General features: G+C 76.3%; 10 protein-coding genes and 1 tRNA gene. 3 read left to right on the top strand and 8 right to left on the bottom strand.

Annotated features, from left to right (window positions below):
* Nucleotides 1-147: 147 nt before the first annotated feature.
* The gene (locus ACF1BH_RS20350; RefSeq protein WP_391643989.1) at nt 148-1,257 is read left to right on the top strand and encodes an LLM class flavin-dependent oxidoreductase; all 1,110 of its coding nucleotides are present in this window, start codon (nt 148-150) and stop codon (nt 1,255-1,257) included.
* A 79-nt stretch (nt 1,258-1,336) separates the two neighbouring features.
* Here ACF1BH_RS20350 and ACF1BH_RS20345 read toward each other — a convergent pair whose 3' ends face one another.
* Entirely contained in the window at nt 1,337-3,160 is a 1,824-nt protein-coding gene (locus ACF1BH_RS20345) for a putative bifunctional diguanylate cyclase/phosphodiesterase (protein WP_391643987.1), read from the bottom strand.
* Between the two features lie 370 nt (nt 3,161-3,530).
* Between ACF1BH_RS20345 and ACF1BH_RS20340 the strand changes: the two genes are divergently transcribed.
* Nucleotides 3,531-4,772, top strand: a complete 1,242-nt coding sequence (locus ACF1BH_RS20340) for a M6 family metalloprotease domain-containing protein (RefSeq protein WP_391643985.1) — start codon at nt 3,531-3,533, stop codon at nt 4,770-4,772.
* Between the two features lie 69 nt (nt 4,773-4,841).
* On the opposite strand, the gene ACF1BH_RS20335 is transcribed toward ACF1BH_RS20340, so the two are convergent.
* The 7 genes from ACF1BH_RS20335 to ACF1BH_RS20305 all read right to left on the bottom strand — a co-directional run bounded on the left by ACF1BH_RS20335 (nt 4,842) and on the right by ACF1BH_RS20305 (nt 11,516).
* Nucleotides 4,842-4,915: transfer RNA gene (locus ACF1BH_RS20335), tRNA-Lys, on the bottom strand.
* A 69-nt stretch (nt 4,916-4,984) separates the two neighbouring features.
* Complete coding sequence (locus ACF1BH_RS20330; RefSeq protein WP_391643983.1) at nt 4,985-5,626, bottom strand: bifunctional DNA primase/polymerase; 642 nt, start codon at nt 5,624-5,626, stop codon at nt 4,985-4,987.
* 268 nt (nt 5,627-5,894) lie between these two features.
* Entirely contained in the window at nt 5,895-6,272 is a 378-nt protein-coding gene (locus ACF1BH_RS20325) for a hypothetical protein (RefSeq protein WP_391643981.1), read from the bottom strand.
* A gap of 115 nt (nt 6,273-6,387) precedes the next feature.
* On the bottom strand, nt 6,388-7,767 hold the full coding sequence (locus ACF1BH_RS20320) for an AAA domain-containing protein (protein ID WP_391643979.1): 1,380 nt from the start codon (nt 7,765-7,767) through the stop codon (nt 6,388-6,390).
* A complete protein-coding gene (locus ACF1BH_RS20315; RefSeq protein WP_391643977.1) occupies nt 7,764-9,308 on the bottom strand; it encodes a hypothetical protein in 1,545 nt (514 codons plus the stop codon). Before ACF1BH_RS20315 ends, ACF1BH_RS20320 begins: the two co-directional genes overlap by 4 nt.
* Entirely contained in the window at nt 9,299-10,609 is a 1,311-nt protein-coding gene (locus tag ACF1BH_RS20310; protein WP_391643975.1) for a hypothetical protein, read from the bottom strand. Before ACF1BH_RS20310 ends, ACF1BH_RS20315 begins: the two co-directional genes overlap by 10 nt.
* Complete coding sequence (locus ACF1BH_RS20305; RefSeq protein ID WP_391643973.1) at nt 10,518-11,516, bottom strand: phosphatase PAP2 family protein; 999 nt, start codon at nt 11,514-11,516, stop codon at nt 10,518-10,520. Before ACF1BH_RS20305 ends, ACF1BH_RS20310 begins: the two co-directional genes overlap by 92 nt.
* A 296-nt stretch (nt 11,517-11,812) precedes the next feature.
* Here ACF1BH_RS20305 and ACF1BH_RS20300 point away from each other — a divergent pair, with 296 nt between their 5' ends.
* A complete protein-coding gene (locus tag ACF1BH_RS20300) occupies nt 11,813-12,406 on the top strand; it encodes a histidine phosphatase family protein (RefSeq protein WP_391643971.1) in 594 nt (197 codons plus the stop codon).
* The last annotated feature ends 8 nt before the right edge of the window (nt 12,407-12,414 follow it).

Below are 12,414 nucleotides of genomic sequence, written 5' to 3'. Positions count from 1 at the left end.
CGGTGCCCCCGGCCGCCCTCGGGCCGGGGGCACCGCCGCGTCCCCCAGGGGTGGATTCACGGGAACGGGGGAACCGGGTCCGGGAATAACCGGAGAATGCATCCGGTTGACGTGGCGGCAGACCGGCGAAGCGAGGAGGCCCCGCCCGTGAGCGGCGACAACGACCAGCAGCAGCCCGACGAGATCCGCGGCACCGCCCGAGGCGATGCGCCCGTCCCGCTGTCCGTACTCGACCTCGTGACGGTCGGCGCGGGCAGCTCCGCGACGGACGCCGTCCGCACCGCCGTCGACCTCGCCCGGCTCGCCGAGCGCCGCGGCTTCCACCGCTACTGGGTCGCCGAACACCACTCCATGCCCGGCGTCGCCTCGTCCTCCCCGGCCGTGCTGCTGGCCCATCTCGCCGCGCACACCGACCGCATCCGCCTCGGCTCCGGCGGCGTGATGCTGCCCAACCACGCGCCGCTGGTCATCGCCGAGCAGTTCGGCACCCTGGAGGCGATGGCCCCCGGCCGCGTCGACCTCGGCCTCGGCCGCGCCCCGGGCACCGACGGCGCCACCGCCGCGGCCCTGCGCCGCACGGAGCGGCTGCACGAGGGGGCGGATGAATTCCCGCAGCAGCTGTCCGAGCTGACCCGCTTCCTGGACGACACCTTCCCCGACGGCCACCCGTACGCCCGGATCCACGCGGTCCCCGGGCCCGTCCAGGCGACCTCGCCCGGCGGTGTGCAGTCCGCGCACCGGCCGCCGCTGTGGCTCCTCGGCTCCTCCGGCTTCAGCGCCCGGCTGGCCGGGACCCTGGGCCTGCCGTTCGCCTTCGCCCACCACTTCTCGGCCGCCAACACCGTGCCCGCCCTCGACCTCTACCGCGCCTCCTTCCGCCCCTCCGAGGTGCTCGCCGAGCCGTACGCGCTGATCGGCGTCGCGGCGCTCGCCGCCGAGGACGAGCGCGAGGCCCGCCGCCAGGTGATGACCGGCGCGCTCTCCATGCTCCGGCTGCGCACCGGCGCCCCCGGCCTGGTGCCGAGCCCCGAGGAGGCCGCGGCGTATCCGTACAACTCCCATGAGCGCGACTTCGTCGACAACTGGCTCGCCACCATCGTCCACGGCACCCCCGACGCCGTCCGTCAGGGCCTCGACGACCTCGCCAAGCGCACCGGCGCCGACGAGCTGATGCTCACCGCCAACGCCCACGGCGGCGCCACCCGGCTGCGCTCCTACGAGCTGATCGCCGACGCGTACGGGCTGCCGCGCGGCTGACGCGGCGCCATGGGCGTACCGCCGCCCGGCGCCCGCCCGCGTCCCCGTGGCCCCGCACACAGCCGGTACGGGGCCGCGGTCAGAGGTCGTCGGTGCGGCCGTCCGCGTCGAGCAGGGCGGTGATCCGCTCCGGGGCCAGCGGCCGGGCGTAGAGCCAGCCCTGGCCGGTGTCGCAGCCGATCCGCCGCAGCCGCGCCGCCTGCTCGGCGCTCTCCACGCACTCCGCGGTGACCGTCAGCCCGAGCCGGTGCGCCAGCGCGACCAGCGCCTCCACGATCGTTTCATCGGCCGGATTCGGATGCTCCTGTGACCGGAAACCGCTGACGAACGAGCCGTCGAGCTTCAGGACGGAGACCGGCAGCCGGCTGAGGTAGGCGAGGTTGGAGTAGCCGGTGCCGAAGTCGTCGATGGCGATCCGGACGCCCATGTCGCTCAGCGCCTGCAGCGCCTGGAGCGGCCGGCCGGCCGAACCCATCACCGCCGACTCCGTCAGCTCCAGCTGCAACAGCTCCGGCGGCAGCTCGGTCGCCGCGAGGATCCCGGCCACGTCCGCGACGAGGTCGGAGTCCCAGACCTGCCGTACGGCCACATTGACGCTGACGAAGAGCGGCCGGGCGGCGGGCCGCTCCAGCTGCCAGGCGCGGGCCTGACGGCAGGCGGTCTCCAGCACCCAGCGGCCCAGTTCGACGATGGAACCGTTCTCCTCGGCCAGGGCGATGAACCGATTCGGCGCCAGCGTGCCGAACTGCGGATGCCGCCAGCGCACCAGCGCCTCCACGCCCTCCGCCCGCCCGTCGCCCAGCCCCACCAGCGGCTGGTACTCCAACGTGAACTCGCCGCGGTCCACGGCCGGACGCAGCGTGCTGGACAGCGCCTGACGGGTCATCCGGTGCGCATTGCGCTCGGGGTCGAAGAGCGTCCAGCGCGCCTTGCCGTCCTCCTTGGCCCAGTACAGCGTGGTGTCCGCCGCCTGCATCAGACCGGTGGCCGTCGTGCCCGCCGCGGTCCGCTCGACCACGCCGATGCTGGCCGACACCGACAGCCGCTGCCCGGCCAGGTCGAACGGCTGCTGAAGGGCGTCCAGCGCGCACTGCGCCAGCTCCGCCACCTGGTCGGTGCCGGTGGAGTTCTCCACCAGCAGCGCGAACTCGTCACCGCCGAGCCGGGCCACCAGATGGCCGCGCGAGGGATCGTCGCCCCGGGCGCCGGCCCGCTCCGCGCACCGGCTCAGCCGCTGCGCCACCGCGCTCAGCAGCCGGTCGCCGACGCGGTGCCCGAGAGTGTCGTTGACGGCCTTGAAACCGTCGAGGTCGAGGTAGCACAGGCCGATACGGCCGGTCCCCGACGGCTCGAACGACGCGGCCTCCAGCGCCGATGACAGCCGCTCGAAGAAGAGCGCGCGGTTGGGCAGCCGGGTCACCGGATCGTGCATCTGCAGATGCCGCACCCGGGCCAGCAGATCGTGCCGGTCGCTGCTGTCGGCGACGGTCAGCAGGAACCGTTCGCCGTCCGGCAGCGGCTCCACGCCGACCTCCACCCAGAGGGTCTGGCCCGCCGGGTGCTTGAGGCGGCGGGTGCAGCGCAGCCGGTCGCTGCGGCCGCACAGCACCTCGCGGTAGGCGGTCCACAGCCGCGGGTCGGAGCCGAGGTCGGTGAGGTCCGCGGCGGCGGCCGAGGCGAGCCGCGCGGGGTCGGTGCCGAGCAGTTCGCCGAAGGCGGGGTTGGCCGCGATGACCAGGCCGTCGCCGTCCAGCAGGGCCATCGGCAGCCGGGCGGTGTGGAACGCGGCGCGGTAGTCGCCGAATGCCGTGGCCGGGCCCTCGTGGGCCAGCGCAGGGAGACGGCCCGTGGTGCGCTCGGCCCGTACGCCGGATTCGTTGGTCGTACCCTTACGCTCCGTCACGGAGGGAAGCGTCACTCCGGGCGTGCGGCCCGGCCTGTCGGGGTGTCCGCTCACTGCTCGCTCCCGCATGGCGCTGGTCTCGTGACGGAGGGGGAATCCGCGCTGGAAAGTGTGGCGATCATAGAGGCTGCTGCGGCGGGCGAGCCAGCGACAGCGCCGTGATCATCGGCACGGGTGACGGAAGTTCAGCCATTTCTGCCCGGCTGTGTTCGCCGGAGTCCACCGGAATCACCGCGAGGGGCGCGTGTGACGTTCCGTGACGGAGCAGCGGTGGGGCGCCGCTCACTCCTCTGGCCGCGGAAACAGGACGAACAGCTTTAAAGCATCACAGGGTGGGAGGGGTGTCCGAATCCCGCCCCCGGAGGTCGATGTGGTGCGCCCCCAGACGCCCGACAGGGCCGAACCGCGTCGGCTGCGCCGCCTCGTCGCGGTCGCGACCTCGCTGACCGCACTCATAGCGACCTCCATCGTCGCCGGTCCCGCGACCGCCTCGGAGGCCACGCTCTCCTGCGCCCTCGGCCGCACCGACGCCCATCACTCCGAGGGCCTTGACACCTGGAACTCCGCCTACCCCCGCCCGCGCGGCACCCTCGACGCGGTGATGATCTTCCTCTCGTTCCCCGACTCCACCCCCGTCGCCGGAGCGGGCGAACTCGCCCGGAACTACTTCCCGGCCACCTCCCGCTTCTTCGACCGCGCCTCGTACGGCAAGTTCCGGCTCCGCCCGCACCTCCATCGGAAGTGGGTACGGATGCCGCACCGCTCCACCGACTACGGGATACGGCGCGACTGGGCGGCCGGCAGCCGGGCGGCCTACCTCCGCGACGCGGTCGCCGCCGCCGACCCCACGATCGACTACAGCCGCTACGACATCGTCTACTTCGTCGCCGACCCGGACGCCCCCGGCGTCGACTCCGACGCCACCAAGGTCGTCAACCTCGACCAGCCGATGCACGCCGACCACACCGACCTGCGGCGCTTCGTCACGGTCTTCGAGCAGAACCCGCCCGACCGCAACGTCCTCGCCCACGAGACCAGCCACGTCTTCGACCTGCCGGACCTCTACCACCGCCCCGAGCGCGGCAAGGGCGACTGGGACACCTACGTCGGGGACTGGGACCTCATGGGCAGCCAGTTCGGACTGGCCCCCGACCCGTTCGGCTGGCACCGGTGGAAGCTCGGCTGGCTGACCGACAACCAGGTCGACTGCGCCGGACTCACCGGCGCAGGCTGGCACACCCTGCGCCCGCTGTCCGCCCCCATGGAGCCCGGCGACGAACGCCGCTCCCGGCTCCTGGTGGTCCGCACCGGGCGGGACACCGCCCTCGCCGTCGAGGCGCGCGACGCGAGCGGCAACGACCGGACGCTCTGCCGCGAGGGCGTCCTCGTCTACCGCGTCCGCTCCACCGTCGCCTCCGGCTCCGGCCCCGTCCAGGTCCTCGACGGCCACCCGGCCACCTCCGCCTGCGCCGGCACCTCCGTCCACCCGCCGCTCGCCGACGCCCCGCTCGGCGTGGGCGAGAGCCTGCGCGACGCCGCCGACGGCGTACGGGTGGAGGTCGAGGGACGCACGCCCTCGGGCGACTGGACGGTCCGGGTCACCCGCGCCTGAGCCGCCCCCGCAGGCGCGCCCCGCACGCACGACGAAGGCCCCCACCGAAGTGAGGGCCTTGTCTGTCTGTGCGCCGCCAGGGACTCGAACCCCGGACCCGCTGATTAAGAGTCAGCTGCTCTAACCAACTGAGCTAGCGGCGCCTGCTGACGTGGAAGACCTTAGCACCCGGAAGAGGGAGCGCAAAAATCGGCGGCCCGGCGGCCGGACGCTCAGCGGGAGGTCAGCGCGGTGGCGGCCCGCTCCGGGGCCCGGCCGGCGGCCGCCCGGACCGGGTAATCGGGGACCGTGGCGTACCCGGCGCCGGTCTCCGCGCGGGCGGCGCGCACACAGGCCCACAGCAGGACGTCGGGCCCCGGCAGCCAGGGGGAGCGGACGTCGGGGGCGACCAGCCACCGGGTGGCGGGCGGTGCGGCGCCGTCCGCCGGGTCGGCGCCCGGGTGCAGCGGCGGGACGGTCACCGCGTCCCCGCTGCCGTGGCACAGCAGCGGCGGCACGGCGGCCGCCCACTCCTCCCACTCCAGCAGTGCGGGCAGCCGCTGCGCGGTGCCGGGGGCGGCGAAGAGCAGGATCCGGCCCTGGTGGGCGGCGACGGGGCCGGAGCCGGGGCCGTCCGACCAGAGCCGGTCGACCATCCGGCGGCCGAAGAGCGCGGGCGCGTTGATCACGTCGAAGGCGGTGCCGCACGGCAGCACGCTCGGCGCGGCGGGCCGCTGCGCCCACAGCGTGCGCACGGCCCCCGGACGCGTGCTGGCGGAGGCCAGCCAGTCGGCGCCGGCCAGGGTGACGTACGAGGCGGTGGGGAAACCCGGGGACGCCGGGGCGGAGGAGGTGTCGGACTGCCAGTCGCTCATGGGGACAGGTCTACCGACGCGCGGGGGTCTTGGCGGTGGATTTCCGAAACCGGGACACTACGGGTCGGTAGGGAGTATCTTCCCCTCGCGCATATGCCGTGGGCTCATGGTGAGCCCCCGCCGGACGGGTCCCGCGGGGCGTTCCCGGAGCCTTGCGGGTGGCCCGTACGGGGCGGTCGCCCCCGGCCCGGCCTCGGTCCCGCCCCGGTCCCCGCCGGCCGGGCCCGGCACCGGTCCGCCCGGTGCGCCCGGCCCGCGGCCGCGCCGGTCAGTCCCCGCCGTCGGGGCGGGCGGCGCCGTCGCGCATCAGGCTCCGGCCGAACTCGACCATCTTGCGGGCGTAGTCCTCCGTCCACTCCGCGCGCTCGGCGAGCGCCGCCGGCGACAGGCGGTCGAAGCGCTTGGGGTCGGCGAGCTGCGCGGCGGCCAGCGCCTGGAACTCCGTCGCCCGGTCGGCGGCGGCGCGGAAGGCGAGCGCCAGCTCCGTGGAGCGGCCCAGCAGCTCGTGCGGATCCGCTATCGACTCCAGGTCGAAGAAGTGCTCGGGGTCCGCCGTGGCCTCGGGCGGTTCGAAGAGCAGCGGCGCGGGCCGCATGCGCCGGGGCGCCGCGCCGCGCGGGTCGGGAGCCGGTCGCGGCTCGGACATGGACATACCTCCAGGGTTCGAGTGCCGCATTCCATTCTCCCGCGCCGCGCAAGGGGGCGGGACCACCGCACACGGCGCCCGCCCGCCTCCGGACCGCCCGCCGCCCGCGGCGCCGTCACGGCCGCCACCCCACCCGGTGCTCCGCGAGCCGGGCGAGCACGGCGTGGTGCGCCTCCCCGCCGTCCGGGAACTTCACCGTGACGCCGAGCTGCACCGGATCCGTCGACGGGTGCGCGTCCAGCAGCTCGGCGACGCCCGCCCGGCAGACCACGACGCAGGCGTGGCGGTGGCGGGAGGCGAGGACGCACAGGCGGCCGGTCTCCAGGTGGAAGGCGGTGGCGTCGGGGCGTCCGGAGAGCGGGTGGAGCACCACCGTGACGTCGTACTCGCGGCCCTGGAGGCGGTTGGCGGTGTCGACCACGACGCCGCCCACCCCCAGTTCGGCCAGGGCCGCGCGGACCGCGGCGGCCTGGTCGCGGTGGGCGGTGCCGACCGCGATCCGGGCGGCCGTCACCGGCTCCGGATCCGGGCCGCGCTCGCTGGTGGCCACCGTGCCGCGGTCCAGCAGCCGCCGCACCACCAGCGCCACCGCCCGTACCGCCTCCGGATCCGTGCGCGGGGTGTGCCGGGCGGGCAGCTCCAGGAGGCCCCAGCCGGACGCGGCGGCCTCGTCCAGGACGCGGTCGACGCCCGAGCCGTCACCCGCCGTCCCGAACGCCAGGCTCCGGTCGCCGGGGCCGGTGCCGCTGCGGAAGCGGGTGAACGGGTAGAACGCGTCGGAGACCAGCGGCGCCGCCGACGCGGGCAGCCGCCAGGAGACCGGCAGCCGGTGCTGCGGCAGGTCCGGGTTGTGGGCCAGGAGCGTGGCGACGGCGCTGGACGACGGGTCGTACGCGAGACCGGCCCACTGCTCGGCGCCGACCACGCTGAACGGGTCCAGCTGCCCCGGGTCGCCGACGAACAGCGCCCGTTCGAAGAGCCCGGCGACGGCCAGCAGCGCGTCCGAGCGCATCTGGTACGCCTCGTCGACGATCGCGTGCCGCCAGCCCTCCTCGACCTTGGTGTGGGCCCACTTCGCGGCGGTGGAGACGACGACGTCCATCCCGGCGAGGTCGCCGATCTTCGCGGAGGCGCGGACCTCGGGCAGCGCGGCGAGCGCCGGGTCGACGGTGCCCGGCTCGCTGCCGTGCAGCCGCCCGACCGGCAGCTGCGGGTCCTTCTCGGCGAGGCGCAGCACCAGGTCGTCCACCTGGGCGTTGGTCTGCGCGACGATCATCAGCGGGCGCCCGGCCGCGGCCAGCTCCCGGGCCGCGCGGACCACCAGGGTGGACTTGCCGGCGCCCGGCGGGGAGTCGACGACCACGCCGGGGCGGGTGCTGTGCAGGGTGTCGTGGAGGATCGCGTCCGTCGCGGCGGTGGCCGCCGCGCCCGGGTCGAACGGCTCGGGGCCACCCGGCCCGGGGGCCGCGCGCGCCGTCCACGGGGCGCCGGTCACAGGAAGTCCTCCGGGGTCATCGGGTCGGGGGCGTCCCCCTCGGGTGCGGTGGCGGGCGGGCCGCCGTGCGTCCACGGGGTGTCCTCGGGCTCCGGCAGCTGCGGGCCGCCGCGCGGGGCGTGCTCGAACAGCGTCCAGCACACCGTCTCACCGGGCTCGGGCACCGAACCGGGCGCGGGCACCTTGCCGCGCCCCATGCCGCCGGTGAGCCGCACGGTCAGGCTGCCCGCCGCCCCGTCCGCGTACGCCACGAACACCGCGCTCTGCGCCTTGCCGCCGGGCAGCGGGCGGTGCAGCCGGGCGCCGTCGGTGAGCAGCGGGGTGTCGGTGGTGCGCAGCGTCACCAGGGGGCGCGGCATCGGGCGCGGGCCCTCGGAGAACGCCTCCTCGACGGCGGTGACCTCCCCGGCGAACGCCTCCCCGGCCAGCCGCCGCCCGGCCATCACCAGCGGGTCGTCCAGCGCCTCCTGGGCGTCCAGCTGGGCCTGGGCGGTCTCCCGGGAAGCGAGCTTGCGGGCGGCGGTGACCGCGTCGTCCCGCTTGGGCTGCGGCGGCTCGCCCGCGCGCACCCGGTCGCGGTGGGCGGTGTACGACCAGCGGTCGCGCTTCCAGCGGTCGGTGACGTGGTCGCCGGGCGGCAGGGCACGCAGCAGGTCCAAGCCGCGCCAGACCGCGTCCCAGGTGGGCCGCAGCTGACCGCCGATCAGTTCGCGCAGCTCCTCGGCGGCGCCGGGCGTGCCCGTGTCGTACCGGGCCATCGCGGGCGCCAGCAGGGTGTTGTCGAAGGCCGGGTCGGTGGCGGGGCCGGCGGGCGGGCAGTGCAGGATGCCGTCCGGGCCGCGCGCCGACTCCGCGCGCTCGGCGGCGGCCCGGCCGGAGTGGCCGGCGGGCGGGTCGATCCAGGCGAGCAGCGCGCCCAGGTGCTGGTCCTCCAGGGCGCTCTGGCCCGTCGCCCAGTGACGGGACAGCAGCTCCGTCATGGAGAGCAGCAGGCAGGAACCGGGCACCCGGGCGCGCTCGCCGAGGTGGGTCAGCCAGCGGCCCAGCAGCGGCACCCGGGGCGGCGCGGGGTACGGCGCCTCGGGGTCCTGCTCGGCCGTCCGCCGGAACCGCGTCGAACGGCCCAGCAGCCGCATGTACGCGGCGCCCGCGGCGGACGGCACGAGCAGCTGCGGGGCGTCGGCGCACAGTTCGACCTGGACGGTGACCTTCCTGCCGGTCTCCGGGTCGGTCTCCTTGCGCTCCTCGTGGCCGACGGCGTCGGCGAAGCCGTCCAGATACGGCAGGACCGCGTCGGCCAGCTCGGCGAGGAAGGCGAACCGCAGATCGCGGTCGCGGGGCTGTGCCACCGTCAGCAGGAGCGGCCGCTCGCGGTCCGTGCCGACCAGGGCGCCCAGCGGCGCGCCGGCCTCGCCCGCCGTCGTCAGCGGGACGCACACCAGGGGGCGGTCGGAGAGATGGCGGTGGCGGACGGTGGTGAGGGGGCGGGCCGCACCGGCGGCCGCCGCCTCCATCCGGGCCAGGGTCTCGATCAGCGGCATACCGGATCCTCCGCTCCGGGGGCGGTACGGGGGACGGGCACGGGCGGCGCGGCGGCGGCCAGCGCCTCGGCGCGCAACCGGGCGGCGCGGCGCAGCGCGGCGAGGGCCGGGTCGGCGTCGCCGGGGCCCTCGCCCCGCGGCCCGGGCTCCGGGGCGGCGCCGCATCCGGGGCCGTCCGCCGCGGGCGCACCGGCGGCGGCCAGCACCTCCTCGATGGTGCGCAGCGCTCCCAGCTCGCCGCGGACGCCGCGGCCCAGGGTCTCCACGGCGCCCTGCTCGCGGGAGCGGCCGCGGCAGTGGAACGCCAGCTCGCAGGCGGCCAGGCACTCGGGCGCGTACGCCGCGTCGACCGTTTCGACGGCGTCGGCCAGCTCGTCCGCGGGGCGGGTCGCCGTCCGGCCGTCGTCGGCGAGGCGCAGGTCGAAGGTGGTGTCCGGGGGCAGCGCGGCGGCGATCTCCTCGACCCGGGTGAGGCGGGCCAGCTGCCGCCGGGTGGTGGCGAGCTGCTTGCGGATGTCGACGGCGGCGGCCGTGGGGAGGTTGGAGAAGTCCTGCGGGCAGACCAGCAGCGCCCGTTCACCTACCCGGGCCGGACGCTCCCCGTGGGCGGTGACCTGCGCGGCGACGCCCTCCAGGGCGTGGACGTAGACCGCCGCCTGCCGGGCCGCCGCGCCCACCTTGGCGGCGTCCGCCGCGCCGTCGATCATCGGGAAGGACTTGATCTCCACGACCGTCCAGACGCCGTCCGGGCGGACCACCACCGCATCCGGCTCCACATAGGCGGGCGAACCGGCGACGTCGACCGCGAGCAGCGGGTGGTCCAGCAGCGTCCAGCCGCCGGCCGCCGTGGCCTCCCGCAGCGCCAGCGCCGTACGGGCGGCCCGGCCCTCGGGACCGGCGGCGGACAGGTCCGGCGCGGCGACTTCGCCCTCCTCGGGCGCGGGGGTGCCGGACGGCAGCCGGGCGTGCAGCAGCCGCAGCAGCTCGGCGCCGCCGTCCGCCTTGACCCGGGCCTCGAAGCTGTTGCCCCGGGCGAGGGCGAACCGGGACTGGCCGTGGGCCGCGGGGGAGCCGAGGGCCTGGGCGAGCGCGGCCTTGTCGACGCCCGCGCCGTCCAGCAGCGCACGGCGGCGGCAGCCCGGGTTGGCGGCCAGCGCGGCGAGCGCCCGGGCGTCGAGCGCGCGGGGGCGTATGCCCGGACCGCGCAGCTCAGTGAGGCGCTGCCGCAGGCTCGGGGACGGCGTCGGCCGGGCGCTCGGGGAGGCGTCCGCCGCGGGTCGGCTGTCGCGGAAAACGTTCACCCGGCGAAGTCTCGCATCCGCCACCGACAACGTCCCCGGCCGTCCCGCTCCGCCCGGTGGCGCCACGCCGGGTCCGGCGCCGCCGGGCCGCCGCCGGGGCCTCCCGGGCGGGGCCGTCCGTTTCCGGTGCGCCGCCCGGACGCGTACCGCGGGCGCGCGCGGCGTCGACGAGCCGGAGCAGCGGGCCGGTGAGCCAGGCGCCCAGCCCCATGACGGCCACGCCCGCCAGCACGTCCAGCAGGTAGTGGTTGGCGGTGCCCATCACCACCAGGGCGATGGCCACCGGATAGGCCACGGCGAGCGCCCGCGCCGCCCGGGAGTCGGCCAGCCGCCACACGACCACCCCGCACCACAGCGCCCAGCCGACGTGGAGGCTCGGCATCGCCGCGTACTGGTTCGTCAGCCCGCCCAGACCGCGCGGCGCGCTCGCCTCGGCGCCCCACCAGCCGTAGCCGGCGTAGTGCGCCATGCCGTCCACGAAGCCCTGCCCGGCGTCGAGCAGCCGCGGCGGCGCGGTCGGGAAGAGGGTGAAACCGATCAGCCCTATGAGGGTGGCGGTCAGCAGCCGGCTGCGGGCCACCCGGTAGTGCGCGGGGCGCCGCCGCCACAGCCACACCAGGACCGCCGGGGTGACGACGTAGTGCAGCGCCGCGTAGGCGTACGCGGCGGGGACGCCGACCACCGGGGCCCCGGTGAAGAGCCGGTTCAGCGCCGGTTCCGGGGTGAGGTGGAGGGCCCGTTCGGCCCGCAGGAGGGCGGTGCCGTGCCCGGTGGCGGCGGAGACGTCGCCCCGGGCCAGCAGGCGGCCCGCGGAGTACGCGGCGTACACCGCTGCCAGGAGCGGGAGTTCGGTCCACCACCGGGGGCGGCCGGGCCGGGCCGCCGTGCGGGGCGTTGCGCTCACCATCGCGCACCTTCTTCGTCGTGCTTCTCGGGTGCGGTGGCCACCGCACTGCCCCGCCGGTGGATCCGGCGACCGTCCACCATACGCTGTATGGCTGACTGCTCCGCGCCGGTCCCGCCCGGGGCGGCCCGGCCCCGGCGGGCCCGGTACGCGATGATGGAATTCCGCGGGGCGCGCGGGCCCGGTGCCGTGCCCGCGCCCGCCCGTACGGCGACGCCGCCGCGCACCCCGCGGTGTCATCCGCACGACCCGCACCACCGCAACGAGCAGCCGAGAGATCGGCGAGAGGTACGGCCCCCATGGCAGCGCGCATCCTCCTGGCCCGGCACGGACAGACCGAGTGGTCCCTTTCCGGCAGGCACACCGGCCGCACCGACATCCCGCTCCTGGAAGAGGGGCGCACCGGCGCGAAGCTCCTGGGTGAGCGGCTGCACCGCGCGCCCTGGGACGGCCTGCCCGGCGTCGAGGTGCGCACCAGCCCGCTGCGGCGCGCCGAGGAGACCTGCGAGCTGGCCGGTTTCGGCGACCGCGCCGAGGAGTGGGACGCCCTCATGGAGGTCGACTACGGCGCGTACGAGGGGCTGACGCCCGCACAGATCAAGGAGCGGCAGCCCGGCTGGCTGCTGTGGCGCGACGGCGTCCCCGAGGGCGAGACGCTCGCCGAGGTCGCCGCGCGGGCCGACCGCGTCATCGACTGGGCGCGCGCCGCCGACCGCGATGTGCTGGTCTTCGCGCACGGCCACATCCTGCGCTCCCTGGGCGCCCGCTGGCTCGGCCTGGACGTCTCGTTCGCCGCCCGCATCCGCCTCGACCCGACCTCCCTGTCGGTCCTGGGGTGGGCCTACGGCGAGCCCGCCATCGAGCGCTGGAACGACACCGGGCACCTGGGCTGACGGTGCCC

The sequence above is a fragment of the Streptomyces sp. NPDC014733 genome (assembly GCF_043083385.1).
GTDB lineage: Bacteria > Actinomycetota > Actinomycetes > Streptomycetales > Streptomycetaceae > Streptomyces.
This window is presented reverse-complemented; position numbering and strand designations above follow the sequence as displayed.